General features: G+C 38.0%; 20 protein-coding genes. 11 read left to right on the top strand and 9 right to left on the bottom strand.

Going from position 1 to position 26782, the window contains the following annotated elements:
• Positions 1-3: 3 nt before the first annotated feature.
• The 4 genes from nagE (at position 4) to JEP40_RS07115 (ending at position 7324) form a co-directional block, all read left to right on the top strand.
• Entirely contained in the window at positions 4-2046 is a 2043-nt protein-coding gene (nagE, locus tag JEP40_RS07130) for an N-acetylglucosamine-specific PTS transporter subunit IIBC (RefSeq protein ID WP_198622994.1), read from the top strand.
• A gap of 197 nt (positions 2047-2243) precedes the next feature.
• On the top strand, positions 2244-3911 hold the full coding sequence (glnS, locus tag JEP40_RS07125) for a glutamine--tRNA ligase (RefSeq protein WP_198622993.1): 1668 nt from the start codon (positions 2244-2246) through the stop codon (positions 3909-3911).
• 638 nt (positions 3912-4549) lie between these two features.
• Positions 4550-5944: a chitoporin ChiP gene (gene chiP, locus JEP40_RS07120; RefSeq protein ID WP_198622992.1), complete on the top strand. Its 1395-nt coding sequence runs from the start codon at positions 4550-4552 to the stop codon at positions 5942-5944.
• Between the two features lie 540 nt (positions 5945-6484).
• Positions 6485-7324, top strand: coding sequence for a DUF817 domain-containing protein (locus JEP40_RS07115; protein ID WP_198622991.1), 840 nt, complete (start codon positions 6485-6487; stop codon positions 7322-7324).
• Positions 7325-7408: 84 nt separating this feature from the next.
• On the opposite strand, the gene fur is transcribed toward JEP40_RS07115, so the two are convergent.
• The 4 genes from fur to ybfF all read right to left on the bottom strand — a co-directional run bounded on the left by fur (position 7409) and on the right by ybfF (position 10139).
• Positions 7409-7855 carry a ferric iron uptake transcriptional regulator gene (gene fur, locus JEP40_RS07110; protein ID WP_006537692.1) on the bottom strand — a complete coding sequence of 149 codons (447 nt, stop codon included), beginning with the start codon at positions 7853-7855 and terminating at the stop codon, positions 7409-7411.
• 189 nt (positions 7856-8044) lie between these two features.
• Positions 8045-8572 (bottom strand): flavodoxin FldA, encoded by a 528-nt coding sequence (gene fldA, locus JEP40_RS07105; RefSeq protein WP_115351382.1) that lies wholly within the window; start codon positions 8570-8572, stop codon positions 8045-8047.
• 272 nt (positions 8573-8844) lie between these two features.
• Positions 8845-9153 (bottom strand): LexA regulated protein, encoded by a 309-nt coding sequence (ybfE, locus tag JEP40_RS07100; RefSeq protein WP_109410031.1) that lies wholly within the window; start codon positions 9151-9153, stop codon positions 8845-8847.
• 203 nt (positions 9154-9356) lie between these two features.
• The gene (ybfF, locus tag JEP40_RS07095; protein WP_198622990.1) at positions 9357-10139 is read right to left on the bottom strand and encodes an esterase; all 783 of its coding nucleotides are present in this window, start codon (positions 10137-10139) and stop codon (positions 9357-9359) included.
• Between the two features lie 462 nt (positions 10140-10601).
• Here ybfF and seqA point away from each other — a divergent pair, with 462 nt between their 5' ends.
• The 7 genes from seqA (at position 10602) to JEP40_RS07060 (ending at position 15750) form a co-directional block, all read left to right on the top strand.
• Complete coding sequence (seqA, locus tag JEP40_RS07090) at positions 10602-11153, top strand: replication initiation negative regulator SeqA (protein WP_072070220.1); 552 nt, start codon at positions 10602-10604, stop codon at positions 11151-11153.
• Between the two features lie 74 nt (positions 11154-11227).
• Positions 11228-12868 (top strand): phosphoglucomutase (alpha-D-glucose-1,6-bisphosphate-dependent), encoded by a 1641-nt coding sequence (pgm, locus tag JEP40_RS07085; protein ID WP_198622989.1) that lies wholly within the window; start codon positions 11228-11230, stop codon positions 12866-12868.
• 146 nt (positions 12869-13014) lie between these two features.
• Complete coding sequence (locus JEP40_RS07080) at positions 13015-13497, top strand: DUF1456 family protein (RefSeq protein WP_075671621.1); 483 nt, start codon at positions 13015-13017, stop codon at positions 13495-13497.
• Between the two features lie 148 nt (positions 13498-13645).
• Positions 13646-13978 (top strand): type II toxin-antitoxin system RelE/ParE family toxin, encoded by a 333-nt coding sequence (locus JEP40_RS07075; protein WP_036919972.1) that lies wholly within the window; start codon positions 13646-13648, stop codon positions 13976-13978.
• Position 13979: 1 nt separating this feature from the next.
• Positions 13980-14264 (top strand): NadS family protein, encoded by a 285-nt coding sequence (gene nadS, locus JEP40_RS07070; protein WP_012367660.1) that lies wholly within the window; start codon positions 13980-13982, stop codon positions 14262-14264.
• Between the two features lie 309 nt (positions 14265-14573).
• Positions 14574-14780: a YbfA family protein gene (locus tag JEP40_RS07065; RefSeq protein ID WP_198622988.1), complete on the top strand. Its 207-nt coding sequence runs from the start codon at positions 14574-14576 to the stop codon at positions 14778-14780.
• Between the two features lie 226 nt (positions 14781-15006).
• Positions 15007-15750, top strand: coding sequence for a type 2 GTP cyclohydrolase I (locus tag JEP40_RS07060; protein ID WP_198622987.1), 744 nt, complete (start codon positions 15007-15009; stop codon positions 15748-15750).
• Positions 15751-15819: 69 nt separating this feature from the next.
• On the opposite strand, the gene JEP40_RS07055 is transcribed toward JEP40_RS07060, so the two are convergent.
• From JEP40_RS07055 to JEP40_RS07035, 5 genes are all read right to left on the bottom strand, one after another.
• Positions 15820-17889, bottom strand: coding sequence for an SWIM zinc finger family protein (locus JEP40_RS07055; RefSeq protein WP_198622986.1), 2070 nt, complete (start codon positions 17887-17889; stop codon positions 15820-15822).
• Positions 17886-19040, bottom strand: coding sequence for a VWA domain-containing protein (locus tag JEP40_RS07050; protein WP_198622985.1), 1155 nt, complete (start codon positions 19038-19040; stop codon positions 17886-17888). The genes JEP40_RS07055 and JEP40_RS07050 overlap by 4 nt, the downstream gene beginning before the upstream one ends.
• Complete coding sequence (locus tag JEP40_RS07045) at positions 19027-21609, bottom strand: DUF5682 family protein (protein WP_198622984.1); 2583 nt, start codon at positions 21607-21609, stop codon at positions 19027-19029. Before JEP40_RS07045 ends, JEP40_RS07050 begins: the two co-directional genes overlap by 14 nt.
• 99 nt (positions 21610-21708) lie before the next feature.
• Positions 21709-22818, bottom strand: coding sequence for an ATP-binding protein (locus JEP40_RS07040; protein WP_198622983.1), 1110 nt, complete (start codon positions 22816-22818; stop codon positions 21709-21711).
• Positions 22819-22843: 25 nt separating this feature from the next.
• Complete coding sequence (locus JEP40_RS07035) at positions 22844-26572, bottom strand: DUF4132 domain-containing protein (protein ID WP_198622982.1); 3729 nt, start codon at positions 26570-26572, stop codon at positions 22844-22846.
• Positions 26573-26782 lie beyond the last annotated feature (210 nt).

Genomic DNA, 26782 nt, shown 5'->3' with positions numbered 1-26782 from the left:
TTTGTGAATATTTTAAGTTATCTGCAGAAGATAGGACGGGCACTAATGGTGCCTGTTGCTACATTACCTGCAGCAGCAATTCTGATGGGGATTGGCTACTGGATTGACCCAGTAGGCTGGGGTAGCGATAACGCGCTTGCTGCCTTACTTATCAAATCTGGTGCTGCTATCATCGAAAACATGTCAGTCTTATTTGCCATTGGTGTTGCTTATGGCATGTCAAAAGACAAAGACGGTGCTGCTGCACTAACGGGTTTTGTGAGTTTCTTGGTAGTCACAACACTTTGTTCGCCAGCGGCTGTGTCTATGATCAAGGGGATCCCATTAGAGGCAGTACCTGCAGCATTTGGTAAAATTGAGAACCAATTTGTGGGGATTTTAGTGGGTGTGCTTTCAGCGGAACTTTATAACCGTTTTAGCCAAGTTGAATTGCCTCTCGCACTCTCTTTCTTTAGTGGTCGGCGTTTAGTTCCAATTTTAGCGTCATTCCTCATGATCATTGTCGCCTTTATTTTGATGTATATCTGGCCTGTTATTTATGGCGGATTAGTCAGCTTCGGTGAAAGTATTAAAGATATGGGGGCATTAGGTGCAGGTATTTACGCATTCTTTAACCGTTTATTAATTCCTGTTGGTCTACACCACGCGTTGAACTCCGTATTCTGGTTTGACGTTGCGGGTATCAATGATATTCCTAATTTCCTTGCTGGTCAGAAATCTATCGATGCGGGCTTAGCGACTGTGGGTGTAACGGGGCGTTACCAAGCAGGTTTCTTCCCTGTAATGATGTTTGGTTTGCCGGGTGCTGCTCTTGCGATTTATCACTGTGCACGTAAAGAAAATAAAGCAAAAGTTGCTGGTATCATGATGGCGGGTGCATTCGCTGCATTCTTCACTGGTATCACCGAACCGCTTGAATTCTCCTTTATGTTTGTTGCACCTGTACTTTATGTTATTCACGCATTCTTAATGGCAATCTCTGTTTATATTGCTGCAAGTATGGAGTGGATTTCAGGATTCGGCTTTAGTGCGGGCTTAGTGGATATGTTCTTATCTTCACGTAACCCACTGGCTGTTCATTGGTACATGCTGATTGTTCAAGGTATTGTGTTCTTCTTCATTTACTACGGCATCTTCCGTTTCACTATCACCAAATTCAACCTGAAAACACCGGGTCGTGAAGATGACGTGTCTGGTGATGAAACTGCTGATGGTTATGACGAAGATATCACAACAGCCCCTGCAAATAGCAAAGAAGGCGTTCAGCAGGAAGCTCGTCAATATATCGCCGCAATTGGTGGTTCTGATAACTTAACGGGCATTGACGCTTGTATTACTCGCCTACGTCTTAATGTGAAAGATTCTTCTGTAGTTAATGATGCATTCGCAAAACGCTTAGGTGCATCGGGTGTCATTCGTTTAAACAAACAAAGTGTTCAAGTCATTGTGGGTACGCGTGCAGAACTTGTCGCTAGCGCAATGCGTGATGTATTAACACAAGGCCCAGTTGCTGCTTATGAAGGAGCGTCTGGTTCAACCGTATCCACTGAAAAAACACCTGTAAAACAAGCTAATGCTAATGCAAAAGTATTACTTGAAATGATTGCGCCTTTTGATGGTGAAGTTGTGGCATTAAAAGATGTGCCTGATGAAGCTTTCTCAAGTGGTATTGTAGGGGATGGCCTTGCGATTAAACCAAACTCTAATATTGTGATGGCACCTGCAACAGGCTCGGTCGTTAAGATTTTTGATACTAACCATGCATTTTGTATTGAAACTGATAATGGCGTTGAAATCATCGTTCATATGGGGATTGATACTGTTGCATTAGGCGGTAAAGGCTTTAAGCGTTTAGTCGAAGAAGGTGCGGACGTTAAAGTCGGTCAACCTATCTTAGAATTAGATCTTGAATATCTGAACGCTAATGCTAAATCGATGATAAGCCCTGTGATTGTTAGCAATATCGATGATTTTGATAAAATTGCTGAACAAGTTACGGGTGAAGTAGTTGGAAATAAAACCGTTATCTACAAAGTATTAAAATAATTTCTATACAGATATTTAATCCTCTATAAAGAGATGGTTAAATGAGACGATAAAACGGGGAGTCTTTTAAACTTCCCGTTTTTTTATCTCTATTTTGATAAATATCTCAGGGGTGTATTTAGCTAAGGTATTTATGAAACCTGCTTATTGGATTATAGTGGGTTAATTATGCGTTTTGCTTTGAGGAAAAAATGACCATGAATGAGGCAGATGCCCGCCCAACTAACTTTATTCGTCAAATAATTGACGAAGATCTGGCAACAGGGAAACATGATAGCGTGCATACGCGTTTCCCACCTGAACCTAATGGCTACCTTCATATCGGCCATGCGAAATCAATTTGTCTGAATTTTGGTATTGCTAAAGATTACCAGGGTAAATGTAATTTACGTTTTGATGATACCAATCCAGTAAAAGAAGATATTGAGTACATCAACTCAATTCAAAAAGATGTTCAGTGGTTAGGTTTCCAATGGGAAGGTAGCGTTCATTACTCCTCGGATTATTTTGATCAACTTTATCAATATGCGATTGAGTTGATTAATAAAGGCTTAGCTTATGTCGATGAGTTGAGCGCTGAAGAAATTCGTGAATATCGCGGCACTTTAAAAGAACCAGGCAGAAACAGTCCTTATCGTTCACGTAGCGTAGAGGAGAACTTAGCGCTATTTGAAAAAATGCGTGCGGGTGGCTTTGAAGAAGGTAAAGCGTGCTTACGCGCGAAAATTGATATGGCATCACCATTTATTGTTATGCGTGATCCTGTGCTTTATCGTATTAAATTCGCTGAACACCACCAAACTGGAAATAAATGGTGCATTTATCCAATGTATGATTTTACCCACTGTATCTCAGATGCTCTGGAAAATATCACTCATTCTTTATGTACGTTAGAATTCCAAGATAACCGTCGTTTATATGATTGGGTGCTGGATAATATCACTATCCCTTGTCATCCTCGTCAATATGAATTCTCTCGTCTTAACCTTGAATACACCGTGATGTCAAAGCGTAAGCTGAATCAGCTTGTGACAGAAAACATCGTCAATGGTTGGGATGATCCTCGTATGCCAACGATTTCAGGCTTACGTCGTCGTGGTTATACTGCTGACTCTATTCGTGAGTTCTGTTTACGTATTGGTGTAACGAAACAAGAAAATAATGTTGAAATGGCTGCATTAGAATCTTGTATTCGTGATGATTTAAACGAAAATGCACCTCGTGCAATGGCTGTTATCGATCCCGTTCGTTTAGTTATTGAAAATATGCCAGAAGGCGAAGAGATTTTAACTGCGCCGAATCACCCAAATAAACCGGAAATGGGTACGCGTGAAGTACCATTTAGCCGTGAAATTTATATTGATCGTGCTGACTTTAAAGAAGAAGCAAATCGTCAATATAAACGTTTGGTGCTAGGTAAAGAAGTTCGTTTACGTAATGCTTATGTTATTAAAGCTGAGCGTGTTGAAAAAGACGAGCAAGGTGAAATCACTACCATTTACTGTACTTATGACGCAGAAACATTAAATAAAGATCCTGCTGATGGGCGTAAAGTAAAAGGTGTTATTCATTGGGTAAGCATTCCACATGCTATTCCTGCTGAAATTCGTCTTTATGACCGTCTATTTAGCGTGCCAAATCCTGGTGCAGAAGATGATTTCTTATCAACAATTAATCCTGAGTCTTTAGTTATTCGTGAAGGTTTTGTTGAACGTAGCTTAAAAGATGCGACTATTGAAAAAGCGTATCAATTTGAGCGTGAAGGCTACTTCTGTGCTGATAAGCTATCAACAGCGGATAAGTTGGTATTTAACCGTACTGTAGGCTTACGTGACACTTGGGCAAAGATTTCTCAACAAGGTTAATTTGAATCATATTTTGATTTGTATTAAGTGCCAAAATTAATAGAATGCTCGGTAATTATTTATCGAGCATTTTTTATCTGTTTTCTTTTTAATATTGTATAATTTTCCATCTATTGATATTCAGTATTTATTTTTTTGGTATCAATCAAGCCCAATTTTTTTCATTTCAAACAATAACTTTTTATTTATTTCATTTGAAATAATTAACTTATTATCACTTTATTCTTCTATTTTTTCATGACATCACACTAAATAAGACTGTAGTAAGGAAAGTGTGATTTAAAGCACATATTTCACACCATTAAAAAAGATTATTTATAAGTACTACTTATTATTCCTTTTAATAAAAACGAAATCTAATATCGTTTAAAGATTGGTCTAAAAAGACATTTTAAATCAATTATTTATATTTATTTTCAATGGATCCTTATAAAAGTAAGAAAATGAAACGATCATTTAGTTATGTGCCCTTGGTCATATTTTGATAAAAATTCTTTTTTTTTGGTTGATAATTCGCGTCGCGAAAAATATGCTGTTTCTAACCTAATTTAGGTTTTTTCCCCACTTGGGGTTTTATATTTGGAAATAAGCATTGTGCTTATTTCTTTTTTAGTCAAAGTCAAAGAGGAAACAATGCTATGGTTATGCAACATGCTAAACCAGGCAGGGTGGCACTTGCCGTTATGGGCGCATTGCTTGTAACTGCACTACCTGCAAAAATGTCTTATGCCGAAGGGTTTATTGATGACTCAACTTTAACGGGTGGTCTTTTTTATTGGCAACGTGATCGTGACAGAAAAGAGTTAACACCTAATAGTCCTGATTACGGCAAATACAAAGCTAACCTACACCATTCTACATTCAACGCTAATTTAGATTTTTCATCAGGTTATTTAGGTGATTTTATTGGTATTGATTTAGCTGCTTTTGGTGCGGCTGAACTTAATAACAGTGGTCCTGCAGCTCCTAATGAAATCGGCTTTAGTGATGCTAAAAGTCGCTGGGATGAAAAATGGACAGGCGATCGCAGTGGTATGAGCGTGTATAAAGCCGCTGCAAAATTCAAATTAGGTAATTTCTGGGCACAAGGTGGATATATTCAACCTAAAGGCCAGAGTTTATTACGTCCACACTGGAGTTTCTTACCGGGAACTTATCGCGGGGCGGAAGTCGGAGCAGTTTTTGATTTCGATAAAAGTGGTGAGTTATCTTTCTCATATATGTGGACAGATGAATATAAAGCACCGTGGTATCGGAATATGTACAACTTCCGTAAAGCTGATCTAGAAACTAATATCAGCTATCTTCACTCTTTTGGCGCTAAATATGACTTTAAAAATAGCTTAGTGTTAGAAGCCGCATTTGGTCAGGCCGATGGTTATATCGACCAATATTTTGGCAAAGTTTCCTATGATTTCCCAATTGCTGATAATGCATTAAGAACGTCTTACCAATTCTATGGTGCTAAAGATAAAGTTACTGGTGGTGGCGTTAATGACGTTTATGATGGGCTGGCATGGCTACAAGCATTAACTTTCGGTTATACCTATAATGTCTTTGATTTCAAAGTAGAAGGAACATGGGTTAAGGCGGAAGGAAATCAAGGGTATTTCCTACAACGCATGACTCCGGGTTGGGCGACATCAAATGGTCGTCTTGATGTTTGGTGGGATGGTCGTTCTGACTTTAACGCCAATGGTGAAAAAGCACTTTATGCGGGTGTGATGTACGATCTGAAAAATTGGGATCTATCTGGCTGGGCGGTAGGTACTTCTTATGTTTATGCATGGGATGCTAAGCCAAGTGGTAAAGCAATTTATGATCAAGGCCAGCGCATCAGAGAAAGTGCATGGAATGCGGATATTATGTATACGGTTCAAGAAGGTCGTGCTAAAGGAACCCTCTTTAAGCTTCATTATACCCGTTATGATAACCATTCTGATATTCCAAGTTATGAGGGTGGTTTTGGTAATATCTTCCAAGATGAAAAAGACGTTAAATTTAACGTAATTATGCCATTTACTATTTTCTAATATCAGTGTGAGGATAAAGTGTATTAATTGCACTTTATCCTGAATAAAAATAAAAAGTTAAATACGATTACGGTAAGTAAAAATAAGTAATAGAAAGAGTGGGAATAAATTAAAAAGAATAAATATTATTCTCATAAATTAGCCTCATTAATAAAGTGAAGTTGTCAGCAGTAGTAAGAAGTAAAAGAGTAGAAGTAAAAAGTAGTAAAGAGTTATTTTAAAATCGCAGTATGTAGTTAAAAGTAATGAAGTAAAGTCGTCATGTCATGTCGTCTGAGATAAATGTGAGTGGGTTATATTTATCTCTTGTGCTTCAGTTATTTCGCAAAATTTGCGTAAGGTATTTACCCTAAAAGGCAGTCAGAGTGGGTATCGTAGTGGGGGGTAAATACCTTTATTTTTAAATCCTTTCTTTTTCGTCCTTTTCGTCCTTGTGCGTTTTTTCATTCTATGGCAAATTTCTTCTCATCAATTTTATCTCTCCTTATTTATTATTCTGCATTTAATACTATTTAATAATGCACGTTTTCAGGAAGAAGCATGTTAAAACGATTGGATGATTTTTTATTAGAACCACCATTAAGGCCTTTTAAAGGTATAAAACGATTTATTGTTGAATTTCTTTTTTTTGGTGTGAAAGAGGCGCGATCTTGTTTATTTGCGGGATTTTTCTTTTTTATTTTATTTGCGACACCAAGCAAAGGAATATTAGGAATACCTCGTTATGACGTTTTACTTATTCTCGCTATTGCTTTCCAATTATGGATGGTATGGGGAAAACTCGAAACATGGGATGAATTAAAAGCGATCTGTTTTTTCCATATTGTAGGTTTTGTTATGGAATTATTTAAAACCTCGGCTGCAATTGGCTCGTGGAAATACCCTGATTTTGCTTATACGAAGTTGTGGGAAGTGCCTTTATTTACAGGATTTATGTATTCTGCTGTGGGGAGTTATTTAATTCAGGCATGGCGCTTTTTAAAAGTACGAATTGAGCATTATCCACCTTATTGGATGGCAACTTTGGTTGCACTTGCGATCTATATTAATTTCTTTTCTCATCATTTTATTGGTGATTATCGTTGGTATTTAACCGCATTTATTTTAGGCCTTTATGCGCGCAGTGTGGTCTATTTTACGCCTTATGATACAGAGCGAAAAATGCCACTATTATTGGCTTTTGTTCTGATTGGTTTCTTTATTTGGCTTGCTGAGAATTTCGGTACATTTTTTGGTGTTTGGCAATATCCTAATCAAATTGGTGCTTGGTCTGCAGTACATGCAGGAAAATGGGGTTCTTGGTCACTGTTGGTTATTGTTACATTTACTATCGTGGTTCATTTAAAACATATTAAACACAGTATCAGCGTGGCTAAGTAGAGTTATTTCATCCTCAAATTTAAGGCAATAAAAAAGGAACTGTGAACAGTTCCTTTTTTTTACTGAGAGATTATCCAGAATGAATTATTTCTCATCATGTGCGTGGCTATCTTCTTTACAATTGCCTTCAGCGCAGTGGCCGTATAAATAAAGGCTATGATTGGAAAGTTTTATACCATGGCGTTCAGCGATGTTTCTTTGGCGCACTTCAATCGCATCATCTGTAAACTCGATAACTTTACCACAATCAAGGCAAATTAAATGATCGTGATGGTGTTGTTGAGTTAATTCAAATACTGATTTACCACCTTCAAAATTATGTCGGGTAACAATACCAGCATCGTCAAATTGGTTTAAGACGCGATACACGGTTGCCAGACCAATCTCTTCACCGATATCGATGAGTTTTTTATAGAGATCTTCAGCACTGACATGATGGCACTCAGGATCCTGGAGCACTTCCAAGATCTTTAAGCGAGGAAGTGTAACTTTTAACCCAGCATTTTTTAACGCTTTATTATTGTCGGTCATGCGGATTTAATCCTGTTGCTAATGGTGAATTTAATTTTTGTGCTCACTAATAGGGTTTATTCATTAACACTCGGGTGAATAAATAACCTTATTGATTATAGGCATGATATTTAAAAATAAACACCCCTACCTATCACACTATCTTAGCACACCATTGAATAATTATCATTCTCAATATTGAGTATTTATTTATCCCAGAATTTCATCTAGGCTCATTTCTTCTTTGATTTGAGCAACCCAAGCATCAACACGCTCTTCGGTTAATTCTGGTTGGCGGTCTTCGTCAATCGCCAAACCGATAAAGTGATTATCATCTGCAAGCCCTTTAGAGGCTTCAAAATGGTAACCTTCTGTTGGCCAGTGACCCACAATCACAGCACCACGAGGTTCGATAATATCGCGGATTGTGCCCATTGCATCACAGAAGTATTCTGCATAGTCCTCTTGGTCGCCACAACCGAACAGTGCAACCAGCTTACCTTCAAAATTAATATCTTCTAGAGTTGGGAAAAAGTCATCCCAATCGCATTGTGCTTCACCATAATACCAAGTAGGAATACCTAGTAACAGAATATCAAATGCTTCGATATCTTCTTTACTGGATTTTGCGATATCATGAACTTCGGCATTATCAGCGCCCAGTCTTTCTTGAAGCATTTTGGCAATATTTTCAGTGTTGCCGGTATCACTGCCGAAGAATATACCTATGATTGCCATAAAGTGAGATAACCTCTTTTATTCTATATTCGTTATACTTCAAATTGTTGCGTTGTTGACTACGTTGATTCGTACTAATCACATACTTTTATATGTGCCAGTAACTCCTTTACTTGCCACCTAGCCACACTTTGAAATAGTTAGAGTATATTTGTCTGTGTTTGAACAATTACTAGTGAAAAATAAGCATCTTGTTTTCATAATAGAAAACTAAAAAACGTATTTTGACGAAAATAGCAGGGTAATTCTGTCGAATTTGTGTGGTTTAGTTGCTAGCTATTCTCATTTTGATGTATTTTCAAGGCGTGATTTTGCGCCAATTGTTCTAGTAATATTTCTTCAATAAGCTCGCTACGGCTAACATTTCTTGCTGTCGCCAACTCATTAAGTGCATTCACAGCGTCTTCATTTAATTTCAACTCAACTCGACGTAAACCATTGACTCTGTCTCGTCTTAATTGGTTGCGTTTATTAATTCTAAGCTGTTCATCCCGAGAAAGCGGGTTTGTTTTAGGTCGCCCAGGTCTGCGTTCATCTGCGAACAAATCCAGTGTGGTGCGATCAGTTTGTTCTTTTGCCATAAATTTTGCTGTGAAAGGGCGTATACCAATGACTAAATTGCGAAACGCCCAATAATACCCCACATAGTGGCGTCCTGCCACTGCTTCCTGAGTTTAACCTATTGTCATTTGGTCTTTTTATCGACAGATTGCGTGATTAAGTACAATAATTATACATTCATAAAAATTATTACTTTATTAATGACGCCACTTTAGGCAATAAATTAAGCTTTGGATAAAAAACGACGAATAGCGTTAATAACAGTGCTAGGTTTTTCTGAATGTACCCAGTGCCCAGTGTTTGCTACGACAAAAGCGCTAGCTTGTGGAAATTGGCGTGCAATATCATTACGATATTCATCTAATATGTAAGGTGATAAACCACCACGAATAAATAGCACTGGATAATTCCAAGCAGGGATTTCTTGCCAGCCAATAATCTCTGAATAGGCATTTTTGATTGCAGATAAATTAAATAGCCATTCACCACTTTTGAATGATTTAAGTAAAAACTGAATAACCCCCTCTTCTTTAATAAAAGGGCTCATAATTTTTACCGCATCTTGACGTCGTGTAACTTGAGCTTTAGTAACGGCTTCAAGTGCCGCAAAAATGTTATCGTGGCGACGAACATTGTAAGCTACTGGTGACATATCTATTACGACAATGCGAGCAATTCGCTCTGGTGCTAATGCCGTCATTGCCATTGCAATTTTCCCCCCCATGGAGTGCCCGATAATGATGGCTTTTGAGATATGTAAACTATCAAGTAATGTGAGGACATCTTGTGCCATATCTTGATAATTCATACTTTCACTATGAGGGGAATGTCCATGATTACGTACATCAATTTGTATCACGGTGTGGTCTTGGCGTAAATCACGTCCTAATACGCCTAAATTATTTAAGTCACCAAAAAGACCGTGGATCAAAACAATAGGTAAATCGGATGCAGGTGCTGTTTCAGGCTGATGTAATTGATAATTTAATAATGTATTGAGTTTCATGTTAATGACCAAAAAAATAAGTGCGATTTTTTCTATGATGACATGCACAAGGTACTAAGCCAACTTATCGTAATAATATGCATGAGTGATTAAGAGTAGAAATAATTGATAAGGGGAATTTATAAAAACCTATATAAATAACATTATATAGATATTTATTCTAAAGTTATTTAAAAAGTTGAAATCTTGATATTGCTCAAAAATAAATATTTAGAATTTTATATTATTCAATGGTTGGTGTGGTGTGAGAAGGCGGTATTTGAAGCAGGCTTTGTTTGAATAAGTTCAAAGAATAGAAGATGATACCGAGATAAACAATAGGATAAATACCAAGCTTAGTTATTGAAATGGCTGGATCTTGTATAGATCTTCTTTAAGTTATTGAAATTTTACCTATTTTGTTTTTAAAGATTATATCTTATAATCCTAATTACTTTTTTTTGAAAACAGTACTGGGTAGCAATGAAAAAGATAGAAATTGATGACGAACTTTACCGCTATATTGCTAGCGAAACTAGACATATCGGTGAAAGCGCTTCAGATATTTTAAGGCGTCTACTGAAGCTTGATGCCAAACAGCCCGTACAACCAGTCGTTGTCACTGAGTCAGTACAAGCACCTGTTATTAAACAGGAAGCTGAACCTAAATCGATTACACCAGCAAAAAATCCGGTCCGTGAAATGCGAGAACTGTTGTTATCTGACAGCTATGCAGAAAAAACAAAATCAGTTGATCGTTTTTTACAGATCCTTTCTACATTATATAGCCTAGATAGCGCTACTTTTACTCAATCTGCTGAAACAGTACATGGACGAACACGCATCTATTTTGCTGGTGATGAACAAACATTACTCGATAGTGGACGTCATACAAAACCGCGCCATATTTCAGGCACGCCATTTTGGGTGATTACTAACTCCAATACAGAGCGTAAAAGAACAATGGTACAAAGCATCATGCAGGATATGCAATTTCCTGCGAATGAGATTGATAAGGTGTGTGGAACTATCTAACCACTATTGTTAATTGATGCATTGCAAAGGCTTTTGTTTAAAGCGTGCTTGTGATGTCAAATAGGAGAAGATTTGTGGCAATTCATCCAAGAGCAGGGCAGCATACTCGCCAAAGTGATCTGATTAATGTGGCGCAATTAACGTCTCAATATTATTCACTTAAACCACAAGCTAGCATTAATGCTCATCGTGTGAAATTCGGTACATCTGGCCATCGCGGAAGTGCAAATCGCCATAGCTTCAATGAAGCCCATATTTTGGCAATTGCACAAGCTATTGCTGAAGTACGTGCAAAAAATGGAGTAACAGGGCCATGTTACGTGGGTAAAGATACCCATGGACTGTCAGAACCTGCATTTATTTCTGTTTTAGAAGTACTCGCTGCTAATAAAGTGAAAGTGATTATTCAAGAAAATAATGGCTATACACCAACGCCAGCAGTCTCTTTTTCTATTTTGACTTACAACGATGCGCATCAAGATATTGCTGATGGTATTGTGATCACGCCATCCCATAATCCACCTGAAGATGGTGGTATTAAATATAATCCATCAAATGGTGGACCAGCTGATACCGATTTAACTTCAGTGATTGAAAAACGTGCCAATGAACTGCTTGAGAATAATTTAGCAGGGATCAATCGTCTTTCTTATGATGAAGCGTTGGCGAGTGGTTATATTGACGCTCAAGACTTAATTATGCCTTATGTCAAAGCGTTAGGTGACGTTGTTGATATGCAAGCAATTAAGAAAGCGGGCTTAAAATTAGGTGTTGACCCATTAGGTGGTTCTGGTATTGAGTACTGGAAACGCATTGGAGAGTATTATGATCTTGATCTTGAATTAGTTAACGATCAAGTCGATCAGACATTCCGTTTTATGACGCTCGATCATGATGGCGTTATTCGTATGGACTGTTCATCACCATGGGCAATGGAAGGTTTATTACAATTACGTGATAAATTTGATTTAGCCTTTGCTAACGATCCTGATTACGATCGCCATGGTATTGTTACACCTTCTGGTTTAATGAATCCTAACCACTACTTAGCGGCTGCGATTAACTACCTTTTCCGTCATCGTCCACAATGGGCTAAAGATGTAAAAGTGGGTAAAACACTGGTTTCAAGTGCAATGATTGACCGTGTTGTAGCAGATTTAGATCGTGAACTAGTTGAAGTGCCTGTTGGCTTTAAATGGTTTGTTCAAGGCTTATTTAGTGGTGAGTTTGGCTTTGGTGGTGAAGAGAGTGCAGGAGCATCTTTCTTACGTTTTAACGGTAAACCATGGTCAACCGATAAAGACGGTATCATTTTATGCTTGTTAGCGGCTGAAATGAAAGCAGTTACAGGCAAAGATCCACAAGAGCATTACAATGAACTAGCGCAGCGTTTTGGCTCACCAAGCTATAACCGTATTCAAGCATCAGCAACCCATGAACAGAAAGCACTGTTGTCACGCTTATCACCAGAAATGGTAACTGCAAGCACGTTAGCGGGCGACCCAATTACTGCTCGTTTAACACATGCTTCAGGTAATGGTGCCTCTATTGGTGGCTTAAAAGTGATGACAGATTACGGCTGGTTTGCAGCTCGTCCATCAGGTACAGAAGAAGCCTATAAAATTTACTGCGAAAGCTTCCGTGGGCCTGAGCATCGTGAGTTAATTGAAAAAGAAGCCATTGAAATAGTAAATAATGTTTTTTCTAACAAATAAGTTAGTGCAATAAACTATTTATATAGAATACATTCTACCTAAAGGTAGAGTGTATTTTTTTAATTATTGAATATTTTTAGATCACAGCATTGATATCCATCATTGAGGTTGATTTAGAATTAAAAATAGAGTGGATAATCAATACAATGCAAAATAATTTTGTTTTACGAAGTGTACGTTACATGCTGGATCTAAGTGATGCGCACGTTGTTGAAATAATGAAACTGGCTGATTTCACAGTCACAAAAGAGTTAGTAAATAGTTGGCTGAAAAAAGACGATGAGCCTGAGTTCGTTGAGTGTGACGATAATGCGATGGGGCATTTTTTAAATGGTCTGATTTTTTATCGTCGTGGCAAGGATGAGAATTTTCCAGCACCTGAAGTTGAAAAGCGTATTACAAATAACATTATCCTAAAAAAACTGCGTGTCGCTTTTGAATTAAAAGATGTGGATATTTTAAAGATTTATGAGCTTGCAGACTTCCGTGTTTCTAAGCCTGAACTCAGTGCTGTATTTCGTAAACCAGGACATAAAAACTACCGTAACTGTGGCGATCAACTGGTGAGATACTTTCTGAAAGGGTTAACTGAAACCTTACGTGGCAAAGGCAAAGCAGTGAAGAAATAAATATGTCTTAATTCAAATTATTCCCTCTAAATAGAAATAGAAGAAATTTTTCAAGAAAATTCTTTATAGTATGAGAACTCGTATTTAATCTTGAATTTTGATGGTGTACATTGTACACTTTCAAATGATGGATTAGAAAGGGAACTTAATGAGTCATGCTATAGAATTTATTGAAACCTCAATATTTACTCAGCAAATCAAACTATTGGCTACAGATAAAGAAATAAGAATACTTCAAAATGAACTTATCAGTAAACCTGATAAAGGCGACTTAATTAAAGGAACAGGTGGATTACGCAAAATAAGAATGGCTGTAGGTAACAAAGGTAAAAGTGGGGGGACTAGAGTTATTTATTTTTTAGCGACTAAAGAAGTTATCTATTTAGTTATGGCGTATCCAAAAACAATAAAAATTAGTTTAACTGATTCAGAAAAGATTGAGTTAAAAAAACTAACAAAAAGACTTAAAGGTGAACGGTGATATGAGTTTCTTCAATGATCTAAAAGCCTCTTTAGAAGAAGCCGTAGAAATTAAAAATGGCGATAAAAAAGCATCGAAAGTGACTCGGTTTGAAGTTGCTGATGTAAAAGCGATTAGGGAGCAACTTAACGTTTCACAAAGTGAATTTGCACATGCATTAGGGACAAGTATCGATACTGTAAAAAGTTGGGAATTAAAAAGACGTAATCCGACAGGGCTTACAGCGAAAGTACTTATTGCTATTCATAAAAACCCTAATTTATTTAAAGAGTTAGCCAATATCTAATTTCTTGTTTACTGCTAAACTTATTTTGTTTAGCAGTAAATCTCATTCTCTGATTTCTCTTTTTTATCATTCACTCGCGAAATTATTTACTATAACCGCCGTAATTCAATAAAGTATTAGTTTGCTTTGTTAATAGGTTTTTGTTTTTGTTTTAATTTTGTTTCATTTTTATTTCTATTGTGAAATTTAATTACACTACAAGCAAAATAAAGGTGATTTTTCGCACAAAATAAGTGGTCTGATCAGTAGTAAAATTTCATCAAATGAGGTAAAATTTCAGCATCAATTCATTTTATGCAGGAGAACACTATGCCAGCTTATAACGAATATACAAAAAAACATGTTTTGGCCCGTCGTACTGGTGCTATTGCGCTAGGTGTTGTGGCATTTCCTGTTATGGTTTTCCATCCTAAACGCGCACAATTTTATAGCTATATACACCGTGTATGGTCTAAAACAAGTGATAAACCAGTTTGGCTGGCAAAATCAGAAGTAGCATTAAATAGCCACAAATAACAGAACATTAAATTAACGCCTGCATAAGTAGGCGTTAATTTTATCCTCTCTTCTTTAAGCATTTTTGCAATGCTACCTTCTCGTTTTTTCTTAACTTCAAATAATCTGCAAATTTTACGTTACAATAAAGAATAATGGTTTATTTAAACGGATGCTTTTAACCTATTGCTATTTATTAGATTGTTATATAAATAGTGGCATTCGTGATAATAGGGAGATGAATGAAATGAAGAATACTGATCTGGAACGAGTGATTAATGAGAAACTAAGCATTGAAAACTTTCAAGATTACGCACCTAATGGCCTTCAAGTTGAAGGACGCCCTCATATTCAAAAAATAGTCACGGGTGTGACCGCCAGCCAAGCTTTACTTGATGAAGCGGTACGTTTAAATGCAGATGCTGTATTAGTTCATCATGGCTATTTTTGGAAAAATGAGCCTGTTGTGATCCGTTCAATGAAGCGTAACCGCTTAAAGACATTACTTTGCAATGACATTAATCTTTTTGGTTATCACTTGCCGTTAGATGCGCACCCAATCTTAGGTAACAATGCTCAATTAGCGTTAAAAATGGGCGTTAAAGTTGAAGGTGAAATATTACCTTTAGTACCTAAAGGCGTGTTTGATTTACCTTTAGCGCCTCTTGAATTAAAAGCACGTTTAGAAAAAGCGTTACAACGCAATGTATTACACTGTGGTGATAATGCACCTGATGTTATTCGCAGTATTGCGTGGTGTACCGGGGGCGGACAGGGCTTTATTCAAGATGCAGCAGAGCAGGGGGTAGATGCTTTTGTGACAGGTGAAGTTTCAGAACAGACCATTCATATTGCAAGAGAAATGGGCGTTCATTTCTTTGCCGCGGGGCACCATGCAACAGAGCGTTATGGCATTAAAGCCTTGGGTGAATGGCTGGCTCAAACACATCATTTAGATGTGACATTTGTTGATATTGATAATCCAGCATAACCCCATTTATTCTTATCTTAAAAGCTATCTCTCTTTAATTAGAGAAATAGCTTTTTCCGTTAATACTAATTACTCGTTAAGTTGAATAGGTAACGGACTTTGCAATTGTTGCAGATTATCACATAGCCAAATTAACTGTAATAACGCCCGTGGATCACGGGAAGTTAATGCCAAATAATAAGCTAATTGCTCAGCAATTAATGTCATCCCCAAATCATCTGCGGTGTGTTTGCTTATCTCTAATTGCTCTTTTTGTATTTCAGAGAGTAATTCCCGTCCAGTACACGCTTGAGCTTCTAATACCGATAAAATAGGGCGACAGAATTTTTGTGTAAGCGTTGGTTCACTGTGATGCATTGTTGTTTGTTGCTTACGCTTAGCCATATATTCTTGAATACGACTAATAAAACCTGATTGTTTTTTCTTACGTGGAAATTGGTCAAAATCGAGATAAAACAGTTCAACGCCTTTCTCTGTTTTGATCCAAATAGTCGTTGGTAACAAATCTATATTGAGATCACGTCGAACTGGTTGCACTGTGATTGCGACAATTTCTAACTCTTTTTGGGTAAGAAAACGCAACTCTTCTAGATTATTTTGTGTTGTTCCTTCCCAATAAAGGCGTAAGAACGCTGAATTTTCATAATTATCTGACACTTCCCAAATTACACATTGCTCTACTTCATACCAAATTAAAGGTTTGTAGTTTTTGATATGCAAAACAAGAGGGGAAAGAAATCCTTCTGTTTGATGGGCGAAGTAATCGGGTAAATCTTGCCAATTATTGATGCCTAGCTCAGTTTGCAAATTGTTGTAGTCCGAAATATCAAGAAAATCCGCTTGATTTTGAGCAAAGCTATCACCAATAGTGGCTAGTTTTCCTTCATCAGAAATACGAGGCTCTTGTAATAAAAAAGGACGACGCATTAATTTATCCGCGGTTTGTTTCCATAATGACAAACTGTTCCAAACACCATAACGATTAAACAAGGTATCGAGCTGATTAGGGCGAGCTTGTGTCGCTTGTAATAGCTGTTTTTCTTCGCTATCCCAAAAGGTAAACGTTGCTCCTAATGCGCCACTTTGCGCTGTCCACCAATTTGCCCCAACAGGAATAAGAGAGAGGCTATTTTTTTTATCATCATATTGACGACGAAGTTGCCCTCGTAACACTTTTAACTGTTCTGGTGTCGCATTAGATAATTGGAATAGATAGGCAGAAATATGAGCTAATAAGCGCAAGACACTACTTTCATCCATGGTGAAATGTCTTTCTGCTAACAGTTTGACTTGAGTACCTAATGTCCGTAAATAAGACGCTAAACGAGGTAAACCTTCTGCCCGAGCAGACATATTCAATAAATGCAACTGCGTTGCACTGCTTAAGCTAATATGTGATAGCCCTTGACGTAATAAATCATAAATAAACTGTTCGATGGTACTAATTAGAACTATTTCTTCATCATTCAGAGGACGTTTTGAAGATTGCACCGCAATTAAATCTTCAGGCCACGTCCAAGGCTTCGTGTGTTGCTCAAATAATTTAGCCACGATAGCGAGATGAAAGGCTTTTTTCTGAGAGTCAGAAAAAGGTGATAACATGCCATCATAACCACTCGCTTGTAAGAAAATAACAGGTTCATCCACATCAGGAAGTTGAATTTTTAACTGAGTTCCAGTGTCTTCTAGATTGAACGTTATATTTTCCCATTGCTCAATTAATTTAATTGCAGTTCGACACGCAGGTTTACCTGCTTTCTTGATAAGTAGCCCAGGATCAAGTGTAAATAAAGTGGGTAACAATGGCGAGATTTCAACAGGTTTGCTAATAGTTTCTGATGATGTTTCAATGCTATTATCACTACTTGAATGATCGACATTATTAGCTTGTAGCCATAAAACGGCGGCTAAAATATGTTTACAGCAACCTGATGCTGGACAATCACAACTAGCTTGTTGAATACCTGCTTCGTGTAGCACGACATTTTGTCCGTCACTACTAAATTGTCCTGTGCTTACATCAGTAAGAGAAACTTTTTCATTATCAACATCTTTTTTTGCGCGTCTTAGTAATCCAGCATTTGCAAAGACCGTTAACGCATCTTCATCGTAATGAAAGTAAACTGTTTGCCAACTCATTGCATTACCTCTGCTAGCCATTGCGCGAAATGTTCTGGTGTTAAGGCGGCAACTTGCATTCCTCTGTCCGCGAGTTTTTGTGCAATCGCAGAGTCATAAGCAGGTTGAGCTTCATCATCAAGTGCTGCAAGCCCTAATAATTTAACTTGTTGGCTATTAAGACGTTGTGTGCAATCTAATAAGCGGCTTAATGAGCCACCTTCTTCAAAGTCACTGATCAGTGAAATAACCGTGCGTTTAGGGTTTTTGACCAAACTCTCACAGTATTGCATTGCACCAGCAATATCAGTACCGCCTCCTAATTGTACGGTCATTAAAACCTCAACAGGATCGTCTGCTAAATGAGATAAATCGACAACTTGAGTATCAAAAACCACTAACGAGATATTAACGGCTGGCAATGAAGCTAAAATGCTGGCACAAACTGCTGCATACATAATGGAACTAGACATTGACGCACTTTGGTCAACGCAGAGAATAACATCCCACGGAAAATGCTGTTGCATCCGTGAATTAAAATAAGGTGTTTCAATGACTAAGCGCCGATTTTGGGTATCGTAATGTTTTAAATTTGCGGCAATAGTTGCGCGCCAATCAAAGTTGCGACTATTAGGCACCAAAGAGCGTCTAAAGCGGTTACGACGTCCCGTTAATGATTGGCGAAAATTATTACGAATTTGACGTAAAATATCTTCAACCACTTTACGAATAATAGTTTTAACCGCATCTCGTGTTTCTTCGCTCATTCGTCCACGCAAACTTAATAGTGTTTTGGCTAACGCTTTTGTGGGCTCCATTGCTTTTAACGTATTGGGATCTTTAAGAAAGCTACTGATTTGATAACGTTCAATGGCTTGTGATTGCATACGTTCAAAGGTGCTATTAGGAAATAGCTTACGTGCTTGATTTAACCAGTTTACCGCAGTAAGTTGTGATGCATCGAGTGAACCATGACGTCCTCGCTCTTGACGAAGCCCTCGGCGCTGATATTCTCGGCGATAGAGAAAGTCGAGTGTACGTTCAACTTTTAAATCATCAGCATTAAAAGTCGCTTGCCCAAGAGCATCATCCGCATATTGACCTAAAATCAGGCGCCAGCGTTTTGCTTGTTGTATTTTATCTTCAGGCATATCGCCATTATGCTGACTCATGGGTATTGTCTCCTTTCTCTGCTTTCTTAGTATCAAACCAAGAAATCATGCCTTGCTCCGTTATACGCTGCTGCAGTTTTTGATTAAGTTTAGTGGCTTCAATCATCTGTTTAGCACTAAATTCTGATTGCCATAATGATAACGCTTGTGTATCTAAACCAATATCGTTGGCAATATATTGTGCAAGTTCTGCATTTTGCTTGGGATTAAGCTGGCTAAATGCAAAACGCAGATCAGGCAAGATCTGAATAAAACGTTCTTCATCCCATTGTTGTAACAAGATATTTAAGTGATCAACTAATAAAGGTAAACGGATCACAAGCTCCGGTGCGGTTCGCATAATTCCTACAAAATAACCAATCGCTTGCTCAGGAGAACTTCCTGTACTAAACGTGGCATTTAATGCGCTTGTTAGTGTGGTTTCATCAATATATGAGCCTAAATAGCGTAATGCATCAACAGCACCTTTTAATAAAGGAACTGTATCTAGTTGACCATCAAGGCGATTAAGTTTCTGATAGAAATCACTTTTGTAATCATGTGGGTTATTGAGTGATGGCATAAATTCAATCAGTTCACGCAAAGAGAGCAAGGCTTGTAAATTACTTTCTTGTTGTTGTTCGTCGCCTTGAGCGAGTTGCTCTAAGCAAAAAAATGCTTGAGGGATAACTTGATGTAGTCGATTTTCCAGTGCCAACTCATCGGTAATATCAAGGTATTGGCGGCCTCGCCATAAATGGATCAATTTATGTCCGCATTGAGTTAATGACTCAAGGCGAAAATCTTGCTGAATATAGCTATCCAACAGTTTAAAGAGTGATGGAATGCGCTGGTGGAGGCCAATTAATGCCGCTTGTGTTAATAAAGAGACTGCATTTTGACTGGAGCGACCTTGGCCTTGCTCTTCAAGCTGTTTTTCCATGGATAACAACTTAGTTAAGGCGATAGCTTCAAGTTGAGAGCCTTTCTCTGATAATGAAATCAGCTCACCTTCCACATTGGGTGTCCAAGCGTATTGCCACTCTTCAAACAATAAATCTAATTGATGACCAGAAAGAAAGTCAGGGCCATTGATTCGATGTGCAAAGTGAATTTCTAAGAAAGCCAATAAATGTAAAAAACGACTTCTTAAGCGATGTTGAGGGTTACGGTACACATCACATTTAGTGGTTTTTGCTAGTGTATCATCAAGTTTAAACCGAAAACCTCTGGCACGTTCATAGGTTTCATTTACCAACGGTGGTGTTGCCGTACCTAATGGAATTTTGCCTAATAGATAGCCTGAAAAACAGGTTTTAATTTCCGTCCATAACTCGCTTTGGCTGTCATCTAAACTGCCTTTAATAAAGGCACTTTGTAAACCATCAAGCAAGTCATAGCGACCCATACCCGTGTGATTTCTAAGTAAAGCAAGACGTAAACTCTGCTCGGCTGCCAGCTTTACGGCTAAATAGCTGGGTGGATTATCAAATTGTTTTTCTCTAATAGATTGAGCCACTGAGCTTAGAAATGCGATCCCCATTTTATTGCGATATATTTGAGTCGGTTGTTTAGTAACACCATTATTTTCTAATTTATCATGATGTTGTTGCATCAAACTTTGCCAAACTTGTTGATAAAAAGCCGGAGATGGCATACCAGAAGCATAGCCATTAAGTGCATCTAATCTGTCAAAACTGTAGCGAATAAGCCAAGCTTGTTCTTTTTCGGCCATTTTTTGCATTTTAGTGAATTGCTTTTGTTCTGTACTAGAAATGGCGAAGGATTGAGATTGTGAATTAGCTAGACCTTCAATTAATGCAAGGGTATGAAATCCCCCTGTCACAACTAAAATTTTGGCATTAGGCTCTTGTTGTTTGATGGTTTGAATATGAGTGAGCATATGTGCTTCACGTTGCGAAGAACCTTCTGATTCAAGTACTTCTGGTTCATAATCAAGACGCGCAAGTGCACACCAAATAAAGGTATCATTGAAGAGGGCTTGCCAATCAGCTAAAGCTTCAATATTGCGTAGCTCAAAAAGATGCTCCCAAACATCATCATGATCACGGCAATGACATTTTTTGGCTAATTGTGCAATAAACTGGCTATGGGCTAAATAACGCTCTTTTTGTAAGCTACGGCTTTGTGAATCGCTATATTCTTCATTATTAACTTGAGCGGCCCAAGGCAAATCGATAAAGCGTGTTTTCGCATTGATGCGTAAACCACCTCGCAATGCTTGCCATTCAGGTGAATATTCACAAAATGGAAAATAAGCAGAGTGCAGTGATTTTTCTCTCTCTTCTTGGTTACCATCATTATGCAAATATTCAGCTTGCCCCATTATAGCAACCGGAGGCAGGGTGTCTTTATCTGTTAGGCTTGGAATAAGCGAATTAAAGGTATCAGGGCCTTCAATTAAAATATAATCAGGTTTTACCGAATCAATTAGTGATAAAACGGCATAAGCACAAGCGGGGCTGTGATGGCGCACAGGGGCAAAATAGAGATGTTGTTGCTGTAACGACGTCCATTTCAGTCGAGCTTGGTCAATTCTTTCTGGTAAAGGTATTGAAGGTAGCGTCACCGTGTCGATCCCTTTTCTGGGTGAAAAGGCAGAGTCAGTGAACTCTGCCTTTAATTGATAAATAACGTATTTTATTGTGTAGCAATGGGTCTCAGCGTGTTATTGCCAAAACTCTTTTGATGCATCAAAGAACGCTTTCCACTCTTTACTGTTTCTTGCGCGTTCTCTAGCTACATTGTCCATGTAATAACGAATACGTTTAATATCATCAGCATTGTCTTTTAATACGACACCGATTAATTGGCGCGCAATAGCACCCGCATTCATCACACCATCACCTAAATAATGAGCTTCTAATGCACAAGCATAAGCAATGTTGACGGCTTCAGCGGTAGACATAACCGCATCAGGTGTTTTGATATTACCGCCATCTTGTGTATTACCTGAACGTAATTCTTGAAATGTAGTTACCAGTAATTCCACTACATCAGCAGGTACCGTCACTTCATTAGCTAAAGAGCCTAATTCATTTTCTAACTGTGATTGAATTAAGCTGATTTCAAATGCCGGATCACGAATAGGTTTTACGGTTTCGAAATTAAAACGACGTTTTAATGCGGCAGACATCTCGTGGACGCCTCGGTCACGTAAGTTTGCTGTACCGATAAGGTTAAACCCAGGTTTTGCACTAATACGTGCACCGTCACCCATTTCAGGGATCATTAACTGTTTTTCTGACATCAAAGAAACCAGTACGTCCTGAATTTCAGGAGGACAACGAGTTATCTCTTCAAAGCGAACAATTTTACCTTGTAACATACCTTGATAAAGTGGCGATCCCACTAAAGCGCGTTCTGTTGGGCCTTCTGCTAATAACAACGCATAGTTCCATGAGTACTTGATGTGATCTTCTGTTGTGCCTGCAGTACCTTGAATAGTTAGCCCTGAATCACCACTGATGGCAGCCGCAAAAAGCTCTGAGAGCATCGATTTTGCTGTACCTGGTTCACCAACTAGCATTAAACCTTGCTTGCCTAATAATGTGACAATTGCGCGATCAACCAAGGCATCATCGCCAAAAAACTTAGGTGTGATGCCTAGCGCATCATCACCTAAAATAAATTGGCGTACAGCACGAGGAGAGCGAAGCCATCCTTGTGGTTTAGGATTATTAACATCTGCTTTTGTTAAACGCTCTAACTCTTGAGCAAATCGAACCTCAGCGCTTTCCCTGATTGCTTGTTGATCTGCGGGTGCTTTTTTAGCCATATTCTTTCCTAGTTATCCCTATTTATTACCAAGGTGTTTTCTTTTCCCATTCAGGATCGAATCCTGCACAAGCTTCGGCGATTTTTAGGTAATCAGCATAGCTTTCTGCTAATAAAATTGGTGGCACTTCTTTTAGCTCAATATTATTGCGATCCCAGTAATCTTGCTGATTTTTCTCAAAACTTAAATCAAATAAGACCGCAGGAATGTTCTCTTCTGGCACATAGCTACCACTGAAACCGATGTTGACATAGTAGTTTAAGCTAGAGAAGAATTTGTAATAGTGAGAGAACGAGCCTCCATCTTCAGCAGGGCCACGCTGATAACCCATTTTGGTCAAAATACCACGTAACGTGAAGGTATCTGTGATCCAGCCTTTTCGATCTTCAACTTCTGTCTGCGTTAGATCTAACTCTGGGATCTTATGCTCCATTTGTGAGAATAAGAACTTCACTTTGTAATCTTTAAAGTGAGCAATCCATGCTTTGCGTTCATCTTCATTAACTAATGCAGCGTGGGCTAGTTGAATAAATGAGTTATTTTGTAAGGTGACTTCGTCATCTTCAATGTTAAGTAATGCACCATCATCAGAAGGGCGGAACGTATTGATCACTTCACCATCTTTAACTTCCTGCCAAACTAATTGTTCAATTAATTTATGCATAATTGGGTGAGCTAAAATATATTCCTGCCAATCTGCACTTAACCATTGGCGTTGAGCACACATGGCTTCATATAAACGTACACTTTGTAATTCAATAACTTGTTTAAGTTCTTTTTTACTTGAAGTGAAAAGTTTTTTCGCTTCTTTAATCAGCTCTGCATCATCATTTTTGCGCGCGGCAGGTAACGCTTTAACTTCTTTACCTTCAGGATTAAATAGAACAAGTTTTTGTTTTGCATCCATTTTTGCAGTGAAAATACGTTCACCATATTCCAGCACTAATGTTCCGGTATCATCAAAACCTGCGGTTGGAATAGTTCTATCGGCTAATTCATCTGCACTCCAGCCATTACGCTCTGCGATTTGCGTAACTAAATTACGAGCTTTCTCCTGAACAGATGCAGTGCGATAACGACGAGATAACGAAAGGAGAAGTTGGATGATAATAGGATCATTGCTTGAAGCAATTGCATCAATCATCGCTTCAATTTGAGCACGACGCTGATAATGATCGCGCATATAGTTACGTAATACAGATACCGCTACATGGCCTTCAATTCCACAGATAAGCGCAAGCATACCTTTATCACTGATTGCTGAGCCTAAATAACGGCGTAATACCTCGTTTTTAATCTCTTCAACCACTTGCTCTAATGTGAAGTTTTCATATTTAGCATAATATTCAGGATAACGTTTAGCCCAGTTTTGATAATTACTTAAACGCCCCGGAGCTTCACGCTGTGCTTCTACCATCGCTTCTTCCAGTGATGGCCCTTTAATATCTTGAGCAACGAAGGTATGTAGAATAAAGCTTGAAAGTTTACGTTGGCTATCTGCAGAAAGCAGGCCAATATAACGTTGTAATAACGCGTTGCCTCCAGGCATTTTTAATTTTACTGCCAGAATAATCCACCAACGAATAATCGCAGGATCAACCGCTTTTTTATTTTCCCATGTGAGTGCGGGGATAGCCTCGAAATTAAACCAAGCAAGGCTTGCTGGCGCTTTGGCTTTAAGGCCTTTTTCAGCTTCTGCTAATAATGTTTTTGGCGATAAATAGCTCGAAATATCTTCACCTAATTGCTCTAATGCAGTGAGTAAAGAGGCCCGTACTACTTCACGTTTCTCTTTTTTCAATAAGGCATTAAGGGCAGGTAAGGAATCGGGATTATTTAAGCGAGCTAACCATTCAATGGCGGTAACACGGATCTCTTGTTTACTAGAGGTTAATCCTTCTTGCGCACTTAAATGAATATTAGGTAGCGTTTCTAATAATTTTTGTGCAGAAACACGGTGTGTTTTATTTTCGCCTAATGCCAATTCCATGATGCGCGGAACAAATTGCGCAGGAATTGTTGGGAAACGACCCAATACTTCAATACCCTGTGATGTTTCAAATTGGCGATAGCGATGTTCGCTTTGGGTTGGCATTAAGTTTAACGCTTCTGCAATATAATCAGTATGTTGAGAGAAGAAAGGCCAAACTTGTTCTGGTTTACGGAAACGGCGTAAGCCATCTTGATAAGATTCTAAGCATAATGCAGCTGTAACACGGGTTGCGCGTTTGAAGCTACATCTTTCTAATGCATTTTCAACTTGTCGTAATTCAATATCACTAAATAAACGATCAGGAATATCGCCATTAAAGTAGTGAGAGGAGAAGTGATCGGCATGTTGGCGGTTGTTGGTTATCACCCGCACTGCATGAAAGAATGTGTATTCTGGTAAATTAGGAATACGATTTTTGTGTTTAATAATTTGGATTTCATTTGACTGAATAGTGCCTTGTCCACTATTGAGTTTATCTACTAACGCACGACATTGTTTTTCATCGATCTTAGATAAATCTTTATAATGACGTTGTGCCCAATTATAAGAGTGTTTTGATGTTTTATTTTCTTCAATTTCGCGTTCAGCATTTTCTTTCGCTTTAGCTAACATCTCATTGAAGTTATTGACCATAATATCACGGGCACTATCGGGTAATGGCGTATCTTCTAATGGCGTAAAATCCGGCGCTTCGATAGCTTCAACGGTATTTGCATTATCAACAACGCTAAAACGTTGTAGGGCACTTTCAATGCTCTTGATGACCGCTTTTGAGGTTTCATGTTTTAAAGCTTCTTCAAGGACATCGCGGTTTTCACCTTGACGAGCAAATAAGTCAGCAGCTTGTGTACGTTGCTTTGGTGTACCATTCATTAAAACATGGGTTAAATTTTCTTTTACGATTTCAGCCGGTAAGGTATTCAATATAGGCTCTGCAGCTTTTTTCACTGTTTTTAAACTACTGGTGGCAAGTAAAACAATAATGTCTGCAAAAGTATCACGTAATATCGTATTTTTATTTAGATAGTTAATTAGCTCGACTAAACCATTTGCTGACAGTTTTTCAATTAATTCTGCTCTAATAAAGTCTTGATGTGAAAGCAGATAATCTTTTAAATCATGAAGTTCATAAATACGCTTAAGATTAGAAACATAATATTCAGAGATATCTTTTCTATCGAATACTGCGAATAATGCATTTTCGCCTGCAATATTGGCCTCTGCTTCGACCATATTGGCGATAAATTCCATACTCCAATGTTTACGATGTTCTAAATTAAGATTACGTGCATTATCATATGTGGTGTAAAACGCATCGACTAACAGGTAGATAACCCAAGTTGGCACTTCAGTTGTTGTCACTTTGATATTGATATCTTGGCATGCAGCTGCAATGACTTTCGCATAACGAGCGACTTGTTCTAAGGAAAAGCTTTCGCCAACTTTAGAGTAGAGCTTATGGCGGGCATTAAGACCTTGGGTGATAACTTTACTATACTTTCCTGTATCAATATTACTGGCATACCACCATTCTAATGTTCCTGCACGATGAAAATAAACAGCTGCTTTTGCTGCATCCAGTTTATTTAATTCAAAAAGAATTTCAGGGTTTGTGCCTCTAAGTACATAATCTAATGCACGTTTAGGTAATCCCTCATCAAATACAGCAAGCAGTACAAGAGATTCTTGGAGATATTTCTCAGTAATATCGACGTCTTTTTTCCCAAAAATAGGGAAAATGTCTAAGATTTTTTTTATCACGCCAGTTCCTTAAGCTATGTATGGATAAACAGTTTTTTTTACCATGAAATAGCGAAACGGACAATTTGATTATTACAGTTGGAAATAAATACAAAACATATCATTTGTTAAATTTATAGATATAAACGCTAAAAAAGCTAACCTAGCTTTATTAATATTCAATTCTGCATTATATAAAACACTATATCAGGAAAAAGTGCTGAAAATGAA

It is taken from the genome of Proteus vulgaris, assembly GCF_016239305.1.
In the GTDB taxonomy this organism is placed as follows: domain Bacteria; phylum Pseudomonadota; class Gammaproteobacteria; order Enterobacterales; family Enterobacteriaceae; genus Proteus; species Proteus vulgaris_C.
This window is presented reverse-complemented; position numbering and strand designations above follow the sequence as displayed.